This window comes from Pelagihabitans pacificus (assembly GCF_009371985.2).
Classification (GTDB): domain Bacteria; phylum Bacteroidota; class Bacteroidia; order Flavobacteriales; family Flavobacteriaceae; genus Pelagihabitans; species Pelagihabitans pacificus.
In genome coordinates, this window is sequence record NZ_VIKU02000004.1 from 418110 (window position 1) to 438013 (window position 19904).

The 19904-nt window shown below is 45.2% G+C and carries 9 protein-coding genes; 2 read left to right on the forward strand and 7 right to left on the reverse strand.

Annotated features, from left to right (window positions below; translation table 11 throughout):
• Window positions 1-4 precede the first annotated feature (4 nt).
• Both FK220_RS14945 and FK220_RS14950 read left to right on the forward strand, forming a co-directional pair.
• Window positions 5-3718 carry a metallophosphoesterase gene (locus FK220_RS14945; RefSeq protein ID WP_152575142.1) on the forward strand — a complete coding sequence of 1238 codons (3714 nt, stop codon included), beginning with the start codon at window positions 5-7 and terminating at the stop codon, window positions 3716-3718.
• Between the two features lie 57 nt (window positions 3719-3775).
• Window positions 3776-4678, forward strand: coding sequence for a DUF6268 family outer membrane beta-barrel protein (locus tag FK220_RS14950; RefSeq protein WP_152575143.1), 903 nt, complete (start codon window positions 3776-3778; stop codon window positions 4676-4678).
• Window positions 4679-4726: 48 nt separating this feature from the next.
• On the opposite strand, the gene FK220_RS14955 is transcribed toward FK220_RS14950, so the two are convergent.
• The 7 genes from FK220_RS14955 to FK220_RS14985 all read right to left on the reverse strand — a co-directional run bounded on the left by FK220_RS14955 (window position 4727) and on the right by FK220_RS14985 (window position 19897).
• Window positions 4727-5581, reverse strand: a complete 855-nt coding sequence (locus FK220_RS14955) for a hypothetical protein (protein WP_152575144.1) — start codon at window positions 5579-5581, stop codon at window positions 4727-4729.
• 157 nt (window positions 5582-5738) lie between these two features.
• Complete coding sequence (locus tag FK220_RS14960) at window positions 5739-7106, reverse strand: vanadium-dependent haloperoxidase (protein WP_152575145.1); 1368 nt, start codon at window positions 7104-7106, stop codon at window positions 5739-5741.
• Window positions 7107-7653: 547 nt separating this feature from the next.
• Window positions 7654-10926 carry a VCBS repeat-containing protein gene (locus FK220_RS14965; protein WP_152575146.1) on the reverse strand — a complete coding sequence of 1091 codons (3273 nt, stop codon included), beginning with the start codon at window positions 10924-10926 and terminating at the stop codon, window positions 7654-7656.
• Between the two features lie 87 nt (window positions 10927-11013).
• Complete coding sequence (locus FK220_RS14970; RefSeq protein ID WP_152575147.1) at window positions 11014-14316, reverse strand: VCBS repeat-containing protein; 3303 nt, start codon at window positions 14314-14316, stop codon at window positions 11014-11016.
• 19 nt (window positions 14317-14335) lie between these two features.
• The gene (locus FK220_RS14975; RefSeq protein ID WP_152575148.1) at window positions 14336-14914 is read right to left on the reverse strand and encodes a hypothetical protein; all 579 of its coding nucleotides are present in this window, start codon (window positions 14912-14914) and stop codon (window positions 14336-14338) included.
• Complete coding sequence (locus FK220_RS14980) at window positions 14904-18176, reverse strand: VCBS repeat-containing protein (protein ID WP_152575149.1); 3273 nt, start codon at window positions 18174-18176, stop codon at window positions 14904-14906. The genes FK220_RS14975 and FK220_RS14980 overlap by 11 nt, the downstream gene beginning before the upstream one ends.
• A 128-nt stretch (window positions 18177-18304) precedes the next feature.
• Window positions 18305-19897, reverse strand: a complete 1593-nt coding sequence (locus tag FK220_RS14985; protein ID WP_152575150.1) for a RagB/SusD family nutrient uptake outer membrane protein — start codon at window positions 19895-19897, stop codon at window positions 18305-18307.
• Window positions 19898-19904: the final 7 nt, after the last annotated feature.

Here is a 19904-nt window from a genome sequence, read left to right on the forward strand (position 1 = left end):
CGCTATGAAGAAATATCTCCAAACCATTCTATTGGCTATTTTATTGACTAATTGTGCTACCTATAAAACGAAATATGGTACAACGGTGAATACCCCGGAGATAAGAAATGATAAGAAATTGTCCCACACTTACTACTTGATTGGGGACGCGGGTCTTTCCCCCATTGGTGGTATGAATCCAGTGTTGCGGGCGTTCAAGCAGGAATTAGATCAGGCAACTGAAAATAGCACCGCGATTTTCTTGGGGGATAATATATACCCGGCCGGCTTGCCCGACAAAAAAGATTCAACCATCGCGTACCGGGTGGCGAAGAGCCATTTGGATGCGCAACTGAACACCCTAGAGAATTATAAGGGCAGGCCGTTGTTCATTCCCGGTAATCACGATTGGTACAACGAGGGCTTAAAAGGCCTTGAGCGCCAAGAAGATTATATTAAGGAAAAGCTCGAACAAAAAAATCCTTTTCTACCCGAAAACGGTTGCCCCTTGGAGGTTGTCAAAGTAAACGAGCAAACCGTTATAATCGCTATCGACACCGAGTGGTATTTGGCTGATTGGAACAAACATCCGACCATGAACGATGAATGCGATATTAAAAGCCGTATTAAGTTTTGGGAGGAAATAGAAGGAGCCATTAAAAAGAACATTGGAAAAACAACCATTGTCGCGCTACATCACCCCATGTTCACCTATGGACCCCACGGAGGGCAGTTCTCTTTAAAAAAGCAATTCTACCCCAGTAGTAGCAAAATCCCATTACCTATTTTGGGGTCTGTCATCAATCTGCTGCGAAAAACCACTGGTGCCTCTAGGGAAGACCAGCAGAATAAGCGCTATCGGGAGTTCAAAAACCGTATGGTTACTTTGGCACAGTATTCCGACAAGGTGATATTCACTTCCGGTCACGAACATACCTTACAATATATCGTTGAAAACAATACCCCACAGATCGTAAGCGGATCCGGGGCGAAAAAAGGGATGACCCGATTGTTGGGAGGTAGTAAGTTTTCAACTGGTCACAGGGGTTATGCGGTCTTGGAAGTGTATACCGATGGGTCGTCCTTGGTCAACTACTTCGGGGTTTCCGATAGCGGTACGAAAACCTCACTGTTTACTACACAGGTATTACCACCAGATCGGGATTTCAATGAGGATAAATACGATTCCGATTTTCCTGCGGAGGCCAAAGCATCGATATATACGCAGGAAGAAATAGATAAAAGCGGCTTTTTTAAAACGCTCTGGGGCGAGCGATATCGCAAGTATTACGGCGCCGAGGTCACGGCCCCAACCGTCAATTTAGACACCTTGTTCGGTGGATTGACCCCTGTGCGGAAGGGTGGGGGACATCAATCGAAGTCGCTCCGATTGCGGGATAAAAGCGGTAGGGAATATGTGATGCGCGCTCTACGGAAACTTTCGGAACTCTATCTTCAAGCCATGGTGTTTCAAGACCAATATATTATGGAAGACTTGGAGGACACCTACCTACAGGCTTTTATGCAGGATTTTTATACAGGCGCCCATCCCTATGCGCCTTTTACGATTGGTCCATTGGCAGATGCAATCGACATTTATCATACGAATCCGGTCTTATACTATGTTCCCAAACAGCCGGCTTTGGAAGACTTCAACAAAAATTTTGGAAACGAGCTGTATATGATCGAGGAACATGCCGGCGATGACCATGGGGATCAGAGGAGCTTTGGATATTCCGATAAACTGATCAGCACCGATGAAATGTTCGAGGACCTACGTGACGATGAGAAGTACGAAGTGGATGCGGAAACGTATATACGAGCCCGACTTTTTGACATGATCCTTGGTGATTGGGATCGCCATGTAGATCAGTGGCGATGGGCACGCTTTAAGAAAAAAGGAAGTAGCAAAATATCTTACAGGCCTATGCCCCGGGATCGTGATATGGCCTATTCGGTGATGGGTGATGGCCTGTTCATGGGGCTTGCCACCCGGTTGGTGCCACCGCTAAGGTTGATGGAGGGCTTTGATGACCATATTCGCAATGTGAAAGGCTTTAATTCCTCCCCGAAAACCTATGTACTTGATAATGCCATTTTATCGGAAACGACCCGGGAGCAGTGGCAGCAGCAAGCAAAATACATTCAGGAAAATCTAACCCCTGAGATAATCGACAAAGCCTTTAAAGCCTTTCCAACGGAAGTACGCGATGAAACGGTCGACGGTATTAAACGTATGCTGTTGTCAAGAACAAAGGATATTGCCCAAGTTGCAGACACTTATTTCGGTATCCTGAACAGGTATGCGGTGGTCACGGGTACCGACAAGGACGATTGGTTCGAAGTCATGTACCTAAGCGCTAGAGAGACAGAGGTGAAAGGCTATCGAATCATTGACGGAAAAAAGAAAAAGAAGTTTTTCGAAAAAATATTCTTCGCAGATGTGACCAAAGAAATATGGATTTACGGTTTGGACGATGAAGACCGATTTGAGGTAAAGGGTGTGCCGAAGAGCAGAATAAAAGTACGGTTAATAGGCGGGCAGAACAACGATATTTATGACATTCGGGAGGGTGCCAAAACCCATATTTATGATTACCGAACGAAAAAGAACAGCTTTAAGGATGTTTCCAGGGCCAAGGTAAAGCTTACCGATGACTACGTGCTCAACACCTATCAACCCTTGGGGCTCCGAGCGAGTACCAACCAAATAATACCTACCATTGGTTTTAATCCCGATGACGGAATTAAGATCGGGGCGAGTAATACATATACTTATAACGGATTTCGACAGAATCCTTTTACGCAACAGCACCTTGTTAATGGTGCGTTTTATTTCGCTACCAGCGGATTCGAATTGGGCTACCAAGGGGAATTCGCCCATTTTATCGGGAAGACCAATTTGGAACTGGCAGCCCGATTTACGAGTCCTAACTTCGCCATCAATTTCTTTGGCTTCGGCAATGAAACCGAGAATTTTGATGACGAGCTCGACCTGGATTTTAATAGGGTAAAATTAGAGACCCTTCGATTTTCACCCTCCTTAGTTTGGCGGGGAGCTTTAGGATCCAAGTTCAAAGCAGGGATATCCTATGAGTCCATAGAAGTCGAGGAGACAGAGAATAGATTTATAAATACCTTTTATCAGGAGAACGGTGCGGAGGCCAGCAACGATTTTATAGGAATGGATGCGGAGTATACTTTTGAGAACAGGGACAATTCAGCGTTCCCGACAATCGGGATGGCTACTTCGTTACAGGCTGGATTCAGGAGTAATGTGGATTTGGAAGGAAGGAATTTCGGTTATATCATTCCAACACTGGCAATAGACCATAAACTGGTGCCCAATGGACGATTGGTGTTTGCGACCAAATGGAAGGCCCACTTTATCATTGGGGATGGTTACGAGTTTTACCAGGCGGCAAGTATCGGAGGGGTCGATGGCCTTCGGGGATTCCGCAACCAGCGTTTTACGGGTAAGAAAGCCTATTACCAGAACACCGATTTTCGACTCAATCTGGGTCGTTTGAATACGGGGATTTTGCCTACCGCAATCGGATTGTATGGAGGGTTCGACTACGGCAGGGTATGGCTCCCGACCCAAGATTCCGGCCGATGGCATACCTCTTACGGAGGTGGTTTCTTCTTGAATGCTGCCAATGTGGCGTCTATCAGGACAGCCTTGTTCGGAAGTGATGACGGGTTGCGATTTACCTTTGGAATCGGTTTTGGGTTTTAATGATGTCAAAAGAAAACACTGAATTTTAACCCTATTGCAACTATCTTCATTGCCATTATGATTTCCAATAACCGTTTCGATAAGCTGAATGTTCGGTGGGTTTTGTTTTTACTGCCCGGTCTTCTCCTAGGTCAGCTTTCCGATTTAGCCCGTCTCGAGTACACCAATTTACCGTCCTTATCAACAGATTTTGAGTTTGTACGCACCCGCGCCTTGGTAAACTATCCGATAAAGCTCGACGGGAAGGGCAGCTATTTGCTTATTGGTCTTGACTACAGCAATATCAACCTCATTTTAGGAAACGGGGAACGTCCTTTTGAACAACGGGAAATCGACGGTTTTCAGATTTTTGATTTTAATATTGGATATACCGCAAAAATTAACGAAGATTGGCGGTTTGGTGTGCGCGTTGTCCCCGGATTCAGTAGCAATCTCTCTGCCCAAAAGTTGGGTTTTGATGATGCAGTACTGTCGGGGGATTTGGTATTCATAAAGGATAAAAAGTCATCCCCTGGTATCGATACCCCTTTTCGACTCATTGTCGGGTTGTCGTATGGCGGTAATAGAGGGTTTCCATATCCTCTACCTTTTATCAGTTACTACAGAAAGTTTCATCCGAAATGGTCATATAATTTAGGTATCCCCAAGACCAATCTTCAATACCACATCTCTGAGAAACATCGGATGAAGGCCAATCTGCAATTGGATGGTTTCACTGCCAATATTCAAAACGGACTTTCGCTTACTACAGGACAGGTGGCCGAGAGTATTAATATGTCGTCTATTTTATCGGGGCTTCAGTACGAATTCCATTTTAGTGAACATCTGGAGTTTTTTCTCCGTTCTTCGTATATCATCGTTCGAGACTTGCAACTACGGGATGGTCAAAAAGATAATATTTTATTGTTGGACAATAGTCACGGGCTATCGCTACGCACTGCCATTCGATTAAAGATTTAAGAAAATGAGCAATAGCAAAACGCTAATTGGCTACTTTAAGCGGTGTAGTCATTTTAAGTTGAAGGAATACAGATTTCTACCTGTATTGGAGCGTTCCTCATCGGAAATCAATAAGGTGTGTTCATTCAAAAAACAGACGGCCTCTAACTGGGAAGTGGCCTTTAGATCAATGGTTTTCATAGTTCCTTTCGAGAAGTCATCTCCCGAAAAATTGGAAAAAATCCACAGTTTACCTTCTCCCAATAGTACGATGGTCTTCCCATCATCGGAAATGGTGGCGGCCGTTACACGGCAACTTGCCTCTTCCATACAGGTGGTAAATTCGCCAACATACACCGCCTTGTATTTTCCTTTTTTGGCGGGTACTTTGTAGATTCGGGCTTTCCCGGTGAAAGGGTGGGTCCGGTTCTTCGTAATGATAAAAAGGTATCCCTTTTTATAGAAAAGGGCCTCTGCATCGAATTGTTCCTTCTTGTTCTTAGGAGGGAACTTCTTTTGATCAGGGTAACGGAATTTTATTTTTTGGGCATCGATTTTGTCCCCTTTTTCAATTTCGGGATTGGGAACCTTGTAGATAACCAAGTCTTTTCGATCGCTATCATTGTTTCCGAAATCCCCGATGTAAACATTTCCTTTTTCATCTTTGGCCAAGTCTTCCCAATCTACATTCTTTCCATTTTTTACTTTAAGCTCGTTAAGGAGGCTTCCATCGAGCCCAACTTGATAAAGTTCATCCGAATTACCCCCGTCTTGAATAAACCAGACAGTCGAGTCATTTAGGTGAAGGATCCCGGAATTCTCATCGAGCTTTTTTGGAAGTTTGGTCACAAAAGTCAATTGGCCGTAATTGGTGCAACTGAACAGCAGACCTATAACCAGGAGCGAAAGAAAGTATTTTTTCATCTTACCATGAATTAACGGCTATGTCGATCAAATGAAAGTGTTTGGCATGGCACTTGGGGGAAGGGCTTCCGACCCAAAAATGATTGCTTATACCATGGACATAAGAGGCCATAGTCGCTATCGTCGAAAATCGATTGAACCGATGAATTTCAGTTGTTTAGTCTTGGTTTGAGGCCATCGAAGGGCTTGGGGTCATCTTCACCTTGTTCATAATGTATTCTCCTAAGTCACGGCCTTGTTTCACTCCGACTTCCACCGCGGCACGGTAATGAATGCCTCCGTACATGCGGCTAATGGCGGCTTCGTCGGCAGCTTCCTCGAAGGAGTCAAAACTCCTGACAGGAAGCCCATAGGCAACCTCGGTATCGTCATCGAAAGCGAAACCATCCCCAAAAATATCGGTCAAAGCCACCGATGCGGCACCCGAAACCACGCTATGCCCACTGGTGTACTCGGGAAAGGGAGGTGTCTGTAATACTGGCTTCCAATCCTCATCGATATTTTGGTTGATGAGTGTTTCGGGGCGAATGAGGTTACTCCGATATTTTTCATCCCAACAGCTGATAAAGGCGTCGGCAATGGCCATAGAGGTTTTGGTATAGGCGTAAACCGTTTTGTCAAAATCACTGTTGGTCTTTCTGGAGGCTATCTTTACGATTCCGATCCAGTGTGCCCCGGGAGTAATTTTTTTAGTGGCGAACATCAGATGTCCCCGGGTAACCGACACATAGGGATTACAATCCCAGAATTGGGCTATCTGTATCTCTTCCGAACTGTCGCCTTCCTTTTCGATTTTTTTACTGATATCGTAAACCTCTTTTAGTTCTTTGTAAAAGTTGGATCCTTTTTCCATCGAAAATGGGGGTGGGGGTACAGGTTTGAACTGTTCGGCAGAATCGATCAAAAATGGTCTGATCTTGCTCCAATGGGGTTCAATTCCCTCCATATAGGCTGGGGGAGTCGGCTGCCATCGGGTTGGATCGTCGGTGTTGACGGTGAACTTCGGCATTGTACGTGTTTGGGCGTAATTGTCTTTACCCATCCATTCCGAAATATGATCGGCTACGGTAAGCCCATAGTCTTTTGAGCTGTTAAAAAGCAACGGGTTTTTTCCCTCCCAAATGGTGTAAAGACTATCCCGATACTTTTCCATTTTCTGCTCGGAAAAAATTAACTGTTTACTCAGTTCCATATGCGCGACCAAAGCAGCCAACTGGTAATTGATAGGTTTGTCTTTTTCTGGCTTTGGTATGGCGGTCAGGTCCGTTACCTGACCCGCCAAGGAGAGGTAGTTGTCACTTTCAAGAGCGATGATTTCGTAGGCTGCGATATTGGGATAGGCAAAGATCCTACTTGCCACGGGCGGGGAAAATATATCGTGGATCATAATTTCCGTAACCTTATCGATAGCCCCGTGCAGCTCGTTCGGGGTTATGACGATTTCTTCCTGTTTCACCGATTCTTTCTTGTCTCCGCAAGATCCCACCAAAAAAACGGTAAGCGCCGAACACATAATTTTTTTCATGCTTTTTCTTTTTCTATTTCTCTCTAGGCTTGTTGAACCAGCGGCTTGTACCCGATACCAACAAATTCTCAAGACAGAAAATTGAACTAGAGGGCAAAATTACATCATTTTTGCGTTCTATGCAGGGATTGTGCCAAAGAAGACGCGTTCGGGTATGTTAATATTTTCTTGAGCTTGTGGTACTCTTTTGATGAATTTCGGTTAGGGATTGTTTTTAGGGCTAAACGCGAGGTTTTATTCCCATGCATTCGTGAAATTGACTATCTTAATTAAAAAAACAGGTATAACCGGAAATTACGTAAAACAAAGGATGCTATCGAAAAGGGTTATAAACCATTATCCAAGGCTGTTCCTCGTAATCATAGGGGTTATTTTCCTTCCGTGCTGCAATCCTTATAATATACCGCTGCACCGGTATCACCAAAATACAGTGGAACCAGGATTTGATGTCACTGAATGGAAATTACGTGATTTTTATCAACTTTTCGGCAGGAAGCCGATAAAAACCACTTTCAATTTCGGATTTGGTCGGCTTTGGTCCAGAAAATCAGTTTTCTTCGCCAGAGGATATATCAAAAAGATACGAATTGTTGTCGCTCGAAACCACCAAGAATTGATCGTTGTCCATTTTTACAATGCTGCGGGCATTCAATCCAGCGGGCAGTGGAAGATACGCTTCGAATTGGAAACCACCTTCCTCTGTAAACTTCAGTACGCCCCCACTGTTTGCGCTGCTTGGCCCCAACTCGGTCACATAGTCAAGATAGTTTCCCACGAAATACACCTGCTTTGTGCCAGGATTGATATGGAAGTCCTCAATGGTGCTCATTTGCGCTTGTCGAGGAAGGGCCCTTCCCTTAAAGGTAGTGCCGGAATTGAAGTAGACCATGGAACGAAGTTCCGAAATACGTTTGATTTCCAATAGGTCCGTTTCCTTTTTACCTGTTAACGACTCTATGGAGGTCACCTTGGAAAAGGTATCATAACTAAGGAACTTCTTTTTCAAATATGGAAGTTGATCCGTTAATTTGTCCTTGGATGCGAAGGGAACGTTTTTTCCAAAAAAATCGTAGAAGATGATGGGATCGGGTTGGCTATTGTCATCAAAATCGTCCAAATACAGTTTCACCGGTTTTTCAGGGGAAGCCTTCCACTTAAAATTGAGCCCGGCGTTCCCGACGATTATATCCTTAAAACCGTTTCCATCAAAATCCGCGATGGCGACGGTATTCCACATTCCTTGGGTACTTTCTAGACCTAATTCCCTAGTTTGATTTAAGAAACTGGAATCACCCTGATTGATAAGCACGGTTACCGGCATCCAGTCACCGACGATTACCAAATCCAATAAATCGTCATTGTTGAGATCGGCCCATTTACTGTCGGTTACCATACCGATTCTTTCTTGTTGTAGCACTCCGAATTTCCCAGTACCATCATTCTTGAGAATATAACTAAAGGGCGACAGGCCATAGCCCCCGGGGATCGATCGGTTGCCTATAAAGAGATCTACGTAGCCGTCCCCATCGAAATCGGCCGATGATACACTACCGCCATTACTCTTTAGAAGTGGAATTTTAAGTCGTTCGAACGTGCCGTTTCCTTGGTTGATATAGATACGGTCTTCCAAACTGGGATTCCCTTCGGAAGTGATATTGCCACCACTCATAACGTAAAGGTCCAAGTCGCCGTCATTTTCAATGTCAAAGGCGGTCGCATCCACGTCTTCGTACATGATATCCTTTCTTAGGATACTGTTTTTATCTTCTTTGTAACCTCCATTTTGCTGGGCGATGAAGAGTGATGGAGACTGATATTTTGCGGCCCCGATGAACATATCTATAAGGCCATCACCAGTAAAGTCTGCTTTGACCATCGGCGGCCCCTCTGAGGAGAGTTTTTCGGGCATTAAAGGTTCTCTTTCGTAATCTAAAAAGTTGTCCTCGATATGCACATAGGGGAAACGTTCATAGGCATTGCTACGGTAGTCGGCAACTGTAGTCTGTTTCGATAGCGAATCGGACTTTTTAATCGTATGAAATTGATCTACCGCCAGGTCTGTTTCAATCTGTACGGTACCATCCAACCAACGTATTTTCAAGGAATCGATTCGTTCGATGGCTCCGAGGCCAAAGTGAAGGCGTCTGGTAGAAGCCGATTGAAATCCTTTGGTAGGCGTCAATTCCCGCGAGAATACGTCGTTATCCGCATAGAGCAACAGCTTGGTACCTGTTGGGTTTTGTACAGTGCCGCTACCTTCCAAGCTGATCGAAATAAAATGGTTTTGCGCCAAGGCTGGACTTTGATTTTCGAGTAGAAATGCAGGTTCATTGATATTGTTTACCACCAGGTCCAGGTCTCCGTCATTATCTAAGTCGCCATAAGCAGCCCCGTTGGAATAGGAAGGCCTGGTGCCAGCGCTTTCGGTAAGCCTGTCGAATTGTAAGTTGTCGTTATTATGAAATAGAATATTGGCTATATTGAGGGTTGGCATTTTGTCGATGAGCCTTCTCTCGATCTCATCTTGTTGCGTTTGGTCGTAATTCGCATAATCGACGTTACTGATGTAGTTGATATAATCCAAATCGTTCGGACGTTTGAAGATACCGTTGGTAATATATACATCATTTTTTCCATCGTTGTCATAGTCCTGGAGCAACACCGACCAGCTCCAATCGGTAGCATAGGTTTCGGTCATCAGGGCGACATCGGAAAAAAACCGATTTTCACGGTTTAATTGAAACGTGTTTCGGGCGTATTGATCTTCATAGCCGAAATTCTTTTTGATTTGGTTCACCTTGTCGCTGTCCTCTCCGCCGGACTTTAAGAACACCTCGGCGTCAAAGGGCATCATGTCCAAGGTGAAGATATCAGGTCTTTGGTCATGGTTCATATCGGCGATATCGACGCCCATGGTAAATCGGGTGGTATGGTTCAAATAGTCGGCATTTGATTCCTTGAACGTCTTATTGCCTTGGTTGATGTATAAATAATCGTTTTCGTGGAAATCATTTCCTACGTAAATATCGATAAGACCGTCGTTGTTGATATCGGAAGTGGTCAAGGCCAAGCCATATCCTAAAGCGCTGCTGTAAATGCCCGATGGATCGGTGACATCCTTGAACTTCAAAATGCCTTGATTCAACTGATTTTCGTAGAAACGGTCTCCTGCGAGCGAATCGACCTTTTCCCTTTGTTCGATACCACCGTAGCTTCGGGCGGTATGAACGGAGTGGTTCATCAAATACATGTCCATATCGCCATCATTGTCGTAATCCAAAAAGGCCGACTGGGTAGAGAGTCCGGAAAAATCCAATCCGAATTCGGAAGCCGACTCCCTAAAGGAACCGTCACCATTATTGAGGTATAGAAGGTTATGGGCCTGAAGGTTTTTATAGTTGCCTACTTTGCAAACATAGATATCGAGATGTCCGTCGTTGTTAATATCTTCCATAGTAACGCCGGAAGACCAGGTCGAGTCGACAGTGATACCCGCCTCTTCGGTGATATCCTTAAATCTTAAGCCACCCAGATTCAAATACAACCTGTCCGGGGTTTGATTAGCGGTGAAGTAGATATCTTCGAGTCCGTCGCTATTGATGTCGCCGATGGCTACCCCACCACCGTTATAATAGTAAAGATATTCGATGATGTTAAGATCAGCGGTAGGTCGTAAAGTATTTGCGAAAACAATGCCGCTACTGTCGGAAGGTATTTCTTTGAAGTAGATGGCCCCTTTGGTCGTGGGCAATACACTTTCTTTTTCGGTACAGCCCGTAAGTAGGTATACCAAGAAGGCAACAGGTAAGATGTATTTCATTTATGACCGTTATTTAATGTTTTATCGAGTAATCTCACTTTGTACGAACTGCTGTGCTTATGCGCCGTTTATCCGGGGCAACCCTCATCAATACTTGAATATTGCCAACGAGTCGTTGTTTCGGGCTACATAAAGCAAGGAGCCGTCGCTGACGATATCCCGTATTTCGCCTTTGATGGCGAAGCCATTCCCTCCCTTATGCGATTGGAATCTCATTTCCCCCAGATTTTCAAGATATACCCCATAGGTGGCATCATATCTGCCCACCTCCGGCTTTACACCGTAAAGGTTCCCCCCCAAGACGATATCTTGATCACCGTCTTGGTCAAAATCCTCCGTGGCGACGGCATAGACGGTTGAAAACTGGGCTTCTATCGGAAGCTTTTCTACCCTGAACATCAGATTTCCTTCATTGATCAGTACAACCGATGCAAGCATATTGGCGGTTAGCTGTTGCGCTCCCTGTAGCTCTTCGGGGCTAAAGATATCGCTGATCGAGGCATTTTTGAACGACTTGTAGTCGGGAAACCTTTTCGCCAGCCCTTTCATTTGATCTATGAGGTCGTGGCGCAAAGCATAGGGGTAGTTCTTCCCATTTTCGGCTTTGAACGCCAATATGGGATCTATAAAACCGTTGCCGTCGAAGTCTTTTGAAAACAAGGTGATGGGATGCTCGGCACTAGCACTAAACCTGCTATTCAGCCCGTGGTTACCAACTACGAAATCGGTATCTCCGTCGCCATCCAAATCCGCCGGGTGTATGGTGTTCCACCAACCTTTGTAGTCTGCCAACCCGTTTTCAGCGTATTTGGACAAAAAACCGTTCTCATTGAGGAGTATTTCGATTCCCATAAATTCACCCACAATGATCAAATCGTCGTCGCCGTCCCCATCAAGGTCTTCGAACAAAGCATCGGTAATCATACCAATTCCACTGAGATCGGGAGCATATTTTTGTGTACTATCGGTAAAATTTCCTTTTCCGTCATTTTCGAGGATGAAACCGGAGCAGGGCACCCCATGTTTTAAAGGTACAATACGCTCACCCACGAAAAGGTCTTGATCCCCGTCCCCATCAATATCCGAGGCGACTACCGTGGAAGTACTGTGCACCGTGGCGCCAGTGGGAAGCTTTTGGTCTGAAAGGCTAAAATTTCCAGAACCATCATTAAAGTATAAACGGTCGACAAAGGCAGGGGCAAATTGCGAAAATTCCACACCACCGCTACAGATGTAAAGGTCTTGATCACCGTCGTTATCGGCATCGAAAAAGAGGCTTGCCATATCTTCGGAACCACTTGACTCTTCGAAAACGGATGTAGCCTGCGGTCGCATACCATTCTTACCCCCAAAAATCAAGGTGGCCGCCTGACCTTTTGCCCCACCGATCAGAAAATCGTTGTAGCCGTCCTGGTTCACATCGGCCATACTCATTTTTGGCCCCTCGGTACTGCACATATGGTTGAGCAACCGATCACGGTCGAAATCCACAAAACGGTTTTCGCGGTGTACAAAGTCAAATTTCGGGTCCATCCGTACAAAAAGTTGCTTTTCTTCAGAGGGAGTCGTCTCCTTGGGGTCTATGGCATCCTTTTCCGAAAGCACTAGGGTTTGGTTTACGCCCACTTTGGCCAACTGGGTGACCTTTCCAGAGGGCCATGTCACTTTTACAGAAACCGGATCGGATGTTGGAAGGCCTACATTAGGGCGAACATCCATACTCGATTGGAATCCCCTTACCGGTTGGTTTTCGACGGAAATGCCAAAGGGTTCGATTTCAATTTTTGAGCCTATTGCATACGTATTTCCGTTTTCACCATGGAGTGAAAATTTCAAGTAACTCTTTTCGGTCTCCTCGTTCGTGGTGTTACGGTATACGAATGACTCCATATTCAAATTGTTGACCACCAAATCCAGGTCGCCATCGTTATCAAGATCTCCATAGGCCGAACCATTGGAGAAACTGGGTGTCTTTAGACCGGAGGTCTCAAAGTCCTCAAAGTTCAAATCACCCAAATTCCTGTAGGCGTGGTTTTCCACTTTGTTAGAAGGAATTATGTCTATCAATTTGGCATAATTGATGCTATCCTCGGAAATCATCGACCGGAGGATTTCCTCGTTTGAAATATATTGCAGGTAGTCTTGGTCGGTAAGGTCTTTATAGGCACCGTTTGCTATGAAAAGATCCTTAAGGCCATCATTGTCCATATCGAAAATCAATGCACCCCAACTCCAGTCCGAGGCCTCGACACCGCTCAACCTTCCAATTTCGCTGAAAGAATTGTTCCCGTTGTTGAGCTGAAAGGTGTTTCGGGTAAACTGATGGTAATAGCCCGAATTCAAGTTCAACCGATATTTGTTCCAGTTCTCAAAAGTGGTTACCGATTTTAACCTTTGGTAGTCAGAGGGGAGCATTTCGGTCACAAAAATATCGTTGTAACCATCGTTATCGATATCCGCCATATCGGCTCCCATCGAGGCTACGCTGGTCGCCTCTATTTGCTTTTCCAGCTCTTCGGAAAAAGTACCATCCTTATTGTTGATGTACAGGTAATCGCGTTCAAAGAAATCGTTGGACACATAGATGTCTTCCCACCCATCATTATTGACATCACCGACCGTAACTCCCAGGCCAAAACCGATGACGCTACCGTAGATTCCTGCTTTTTCACTTACGTCGATGAATTTGCCATTTTGATTTTCCATCAGTTTATCTCCACCCAGGGCATCCCTTTTATTGCGTTGGTTCAGCTTTAGGTCAAAGCCTCCTATCGCTTTATAGGAATTGTTCAGAATATAGGCGTCCAAGTCTCCATCCTTGTCATAATCAAAGAAAGAGGCATGGGTAGAAAATCCTTGGTCATCCAAATTGTATTCAGCGGCCTTTTCGGTAAAAGTCACCTCTCCCATACTTCCCGAAGGGCCATTGTTTATAAACAGCTCGTTGTGTTTGTTTTCACCGTTCAGATCGCCCGAATTGCAAACATATATATCCAGGTAGCCATCCGCATTGATATCAACCATGACCACCCCGGTAGACCACGGTTTGTTCCCGCCGACCTGTGCTTGCTCCGTGATGTCCTTGAATTCGAAATTTCCTAGATTGAGGTAGAGACGGTTCGGTTGTTGGTTGGCCGTAAAATAAATATCGGGTAAGCCGTCATTATTAACATCACCAATGGCAACCCCCCCTCCGTTGTAATAATTTCGGTACAGATATACGTTGAATTCGTTATCGTAGGATAGGGTGTTGGCAAAGTCTATACCGGTGCGGGTAGCGTCCAAAAGTTCATACACTGTTTTTTCGCCACTAATGGCCTTGGTTTGCTCGGAGTTCGGGCCACATGCATGGAAAAGTGCACAAATCGTGAAACACCAAAAGCCTTTCATAGGAGTGCTGTTTACTTTTTTATTTCTCCAATACATATCTGAGATCATCTATACGTGCTTTTACGATCCGTTTATCATCCAAAGGCCGGATGACTATTCGACGATTGCCATCTACCTTTACCCACAGTTCCATCGAGTCTTTTTTCATGGGAATTTTTATGAATTCGTTACCGGGATACCACTTTTGAAGCGTGTCTTTTAGGGTATGGACCAGTTGGTCTGATTGCAGCTCTTTGTTCCATATCGACCAAGCATCGTAATAGAACTGTAGGTCCATTCCGATCATTTTGTTTTGGTCATCGAAATCCCCATAAAAAAGCATCGTAATATCGTCAACCGATGTTGCGTCATCCTTGGAAGGGAGTTGGTATTGCACCAATTGCGCTTCGGAATTAGTGACCTTTTTTTCTAGGTTCAATTGCCAGCAGAGATCAAAGAACTGCCGTTTGGTCTGGCCTAATTTCAAACCCAGGAAAAGCGAATCGTATGTGACCCCAGAGGCCATTTCTTCCTTGACCAACTGGGTATATTTTGATTGGGTGCACCCCAGCATCATGGTCATGCCGACCAATGCTATGGCAGTTAATCTATTTTTCAAAACCATAGAACTTAACGGTATCATTGTTAATGGCGGTAACAAGTATTTTGCCATTAGTATCCTTTATCCATTTCATTTCTCGAATTTGTCCTTTTATTCGAAGAGGAAGCGGCCTTCTTAGTTTTTTTTCTTTTTGAATGTCACCGTAAAGTACCCATCCAAAAGAGGCATCATAGCGTCCGAATTGCGGCTTCACCATAAATTGGTTTCCCCCCAAAAACAAATCGGGATTCCCATCGGCATCGATATCTTCCGTGGTAATCGAATACACGGGTGAATACTGGATTTCAGGGGGTAATTTCACGGGTACAAATTTACCGTTCTCGTTGTAGAAGATGGTACTTTCTAGCATCTTTATTTCTACGGTGTACGCTTTTTTAAGAATTTCTTTTGGAAACAGTGTTGCCATATCTGCTTGTGCATATTCGTTATAGTACAACAATTTCTTTTTCAATGCCGGAAGTTGCGAAACGAGTTCATCCTTGTCCGCTATTGGGTAATATTTGCCGCCAATATACTTGCAAATAATCTGTTCTTGAAAACCGTTCCCGTCAAAATCGGCAACGAATAGCTTCATTTGGGGCTCATAAAAATTGTTGGCACCCATATTCCCGGCAACGATGTCTTCGTCTCCATCTTTGTCTATGTCGGTAACGTGAATCGATTTCCAAAGCCCCGAGGTACCTTGAAAACCATAGGCTGTGCTTTTATCAACCAGCTTCCCTTTTTCATTTATAAACAATTTAATGGGCATCCATTCTCCAAGAATAATCAGGTCTGGCCATCCGTCCGAATTAATATCGGACCATTGCGCGTCGGTAATCATTCCCATATTTTTGAGGGTGTTTTCCTGTTCGGCTTTAAAATGACCCTTGCCATCATTTTTCAGCAGATAGCCCGAACCCGGTAAGCCATATCTATTGGTTTTATATCGTTCCCCTACAAATAAGTCCAAATCCCCATCTTGGTCATAATCTGCCGACACGACGACCGAAGAGCTTATAGGATTGGGAAATTCGGGCAACTCCCCTTTTTCAAAACCATTTTTTTCGTTGGTATAGAAGCTGTCGTGAAGGTCGGTAGAGTAGGGAGAGAAGGCCCTTCCGCCGTGGCAGACATACAAATCGAGATCACCATCTTTGTCGGCATCGAAGAACAGGGCGTCCGTATCCTCGGAATTCCGTTCGTTGCTGAAAGGATGCGTTATTTCAGTATAACCTGAGGTATCGGAAAGGAACAAACTCCCCGATTGGTTTTTTGAGCCCCCGACGAAGAAGTCGGTTTTGAAGTCCCCGTTGAGATCGGCCACGTCAAAGGCGGGACCCTCATTACTATACATCTGGCCCAAAAGGCGCTCGTTGTCAAAGTCGATATAGTTGTTCTCTTTGTGGACAAAATTGAACAAGGGGGCGATCGCCTTCGCTGCGGACCTGCGCCCAGGATATTTATAGGCAGCCTTGGTGCTATCTCTTCCCATTGGATATTCCAGGGTGTAGATCTGGTTCGTGGGTAGGTCGGTCTCGACCGAAACGGTACCGTCGGGCCATGTGATCCATACCGAATCGATTTTCCGAACGTTCCCCACTCCGAAATGGGTGCCCTCGGCAACACTGCTTTCGAATCCACGGGATACATAGTTCTCACTATAGCTCAAAGTACCATCCCCATATTTAATGACCGCCTTCGCGCCAACGGCTCTTGAATTGCTATTATCTTGGGAGAACTTGAACCGGATACCCCGATGGGTCAAGGTGTCCGTTTTGTTCTCGTAGACAGAGGAGGGCATGTTTACGTTGTTCAACACCAAATCGAGGTCGCCATCGTTGTCCAAATCGCCATAGGCACTGCCGTTGCTAAAACTTGGCGTGTTCAATCCCCATTCCGACGCTTTGTCCTCAAATTCGAAATTCCCTAAATTGTGAAAGGCGGCATTCGGAATAGCTTTTGAGGGCATGGCATCGATCAATCGGGTGATGACGTCTTTTTCATTTTTCGCGATACGTATTTTTATGGTTTCCTCGTTGGCCTCAAAGTTGAGGTAATCCCTGTCCAAGAGATCTTTGTAGATTCCGTTGCTGACGAATATATCGCGTAATCCATCGTTGTCCATATCAAATAATAGGGCGGCCCAGCTCCATTCGGTTCCCGAAACACCCGCTTGTCTTCCTATCTCTACAAACTGGTCGTTTCCCATGTTCCGTTGAAGCGTATTTCGCGGATATTGATGGTGATAACCTTGTCGCACCGCCAGTTGCTGTTTGTCCCAGGACTCATAAATGGTCTTGGTCTTTTGTCGTTCGTGGGTAGTTGGAAGCATTTCGGTAACCATGAGATCCGTTAAAAGATCGTTGTTCAGGTCGGCCAAATCGGCACCCATCGATCCCATGGATATCGAGGCAAAATAATCTTCCAACTGTTCGGTAAACCCTCCTTTAGTGTCATTGATATACAAATAATCGCGTTCGAAGAAGTCATTGGATATAAAAATATCCGTCCAATTATCATTGTTAAAATCGCCCAGGGTAATACCCAGTCCAAACCCGATTTTGCTAGTATATATCCCAGCTTCCTCTGTGATATCGACGAAGCTACCTTGGTCATTTCTAAAGAACTTGTTCCCGTTTCCGCTTATATCGGGGATGGTTCGTTGGTCTTTAACCAAGTCAAAGGCACCTATGGAGCGCAGGGAGTTGTTGAGGATATAGACATCCAAATCCCCATCACGGTCATAGTCGAAAAAAGCGGCGTGTACCGACAGGCCTTCTATGGCCAATCCGTACTGTTTGGACGCTTCGGTAAAGGTAAGATCCCCGTTATTTATAAATAGTTCATTGTGGCGATTTGCGCCAGAGGGCTTCCCTGCCTTACATACATATAGGTCCAGTAGGCCGTCACCATTGATATCTGCGAAAGTGGCTCCCGAGGACCATACATTGGGACAGGAAACCCCTGCCTTTTCGGTAATATCCTCAAATTGCCAATTCCCTTTGTTCAAAAATAGCTTGTTGTCTACCATGTTGCCTGTAAAGTAGATGTCTTCTAGGCCATCGTTGTTGATATCCCCAATAGCAACACCTCCGCCATTATAAAAATTACGGTATAGATACGGATTGAAGCTTTCGTCATAGGTAAGGACGTTTTCAAAGGAAATGCCGATCGTGCTATCCTTTAACACGAAAAGCGGGCTGGATTCCTTTGACGGCACGGGAGCAGTACAACCGCTAAAAACGACCATCAAAACTATTGCGACTACTTGTTTCATGAATGAACTCCGTTACTATGCCAAAGCTGTGGCAAATACATGCAAAAATACAGATCAAGATTTGTTGTATCAAAAAGGGGTTGCCCTATTTAAGAGCAACCCCTGTTAAATTGACTTTTTATTAGATATTAATACCCTGGATTCTGGGTTAGGGTACCGTCGGAAGCGTTGATTTGTTCGACGGGTATCGGCATTAAGTTTTTAAAGGAGTCGGCATTGGTCTTTTCCCACCAAGAATCTTGGAACTTTCCGAAACGGATTAAGTCGGTTCTACGGCTCGATTCCATATGCATTTCCCTTCCGCGTTCCGCCAAAAACTCATCGGCGGTAATCGTACCAAGGGCGGTGGTCAAACCGGCCCTGGCTCGAATAGCATTCACGTCAGGCAAGGAAAGATTCCAATCTCCTGCCGCTCTTGCCCTTGCCTCGCCTCTAATCAGGTGTACGTCACCCAATCTCACGATAGGATAATCGTTGTTCATATCTTGACGGCCCAACACCTCGAAGCTGAATTTTTTCAAACGAGCTCCTCCTTGTCGGAGTGCATTAGGCTCCAATTCGTTGATAGCGGGAGTGTAAACGACTTGCAAGTCGTCGTCGTCCGCGGCAAAGTCAATTAAGGGATTTCCTGAAAAATCGGTTTGAGGGCCTACTAAGAAATTAGCTTCCTTTCTCAAATCACCGTCCTCATAGCTGTTGTAGAACTCTTCCAAGGTTACAAAACCGTTCCATGGTGCTGCGTCCAAACCAAAAGTTAATTGGCTAGGCCCATGCAAAGTCATTTGTGCAAAATTCATTCCACCGGCACCGATTGAAGCGTATTCAATGGCAAAAATGATTTCAGGATTGTTCTGATTGGTAGGTGCAAAAATAGCCGCATAGCCTTCCAACTCGGCCGGGTCAGACTCTACATCGGGACGTTTGGCCAAGTTAGGCTCTACACAACCTTCCGCACATAATTGATACGGACTGTTATCGATGATATAGGTCGCTGCCCAATCGGCCTCCTGGTACCTTGGGGTACCGGTATAGACCTCCGCATTCAAATACAATTTGGCCAAAATGCCCAATGCGGCATATTGATTGATGCGATAGTTGGAAATCTCAGTGTTCAGATCACTTCCTGACAGATCCATACTTGCGGTGACCGCAGATATGCCCAGGGTAGCCAATAATTCACTTTCCACGAAGTCAAAAACTGCTGTCCTTTCTGACTGTGGTGCATCACCCCCTGGAGAGGTAATAATTTTCACCCTTCCAAAAAGGTCGAGCAGCCTCCAGTAAAAATAGGCGCGTAATGCCCGTACTTGGGCGGTTTGGTTGGCATCCAAGGAACCACCATCCAAGGCGATGTTACATTCCCCGATACCCCCGTAGGCATCATTCCATGCGTTTTCAATTTGTGGGTGGGCGGCATCCCACGTATGACGGTGCAATTGGATCCATACACCACCATCGAACCAGTCACCTCCTTTTTGCGGTACGGCCATGTCATCACCAGGTACCCCTTGCGAGGCAAAGAAGCCGTTGTTGGTGGCCGATCCGGCACGTAAGCGTCCGAAAGTAGCCAATAGTGGGCCGTCTGAACCGCCGCCGCCTGTGGATACACCATCCACAGAAAATTCCTCCGTAAGGGTATCCTCTAAAGGATCATCAAGGTCCGTACAGCTGAACGTAATCAATGCCGTACTGACCAAAGCAAGTTTAAAAAATCGTTTCATAGTTTTT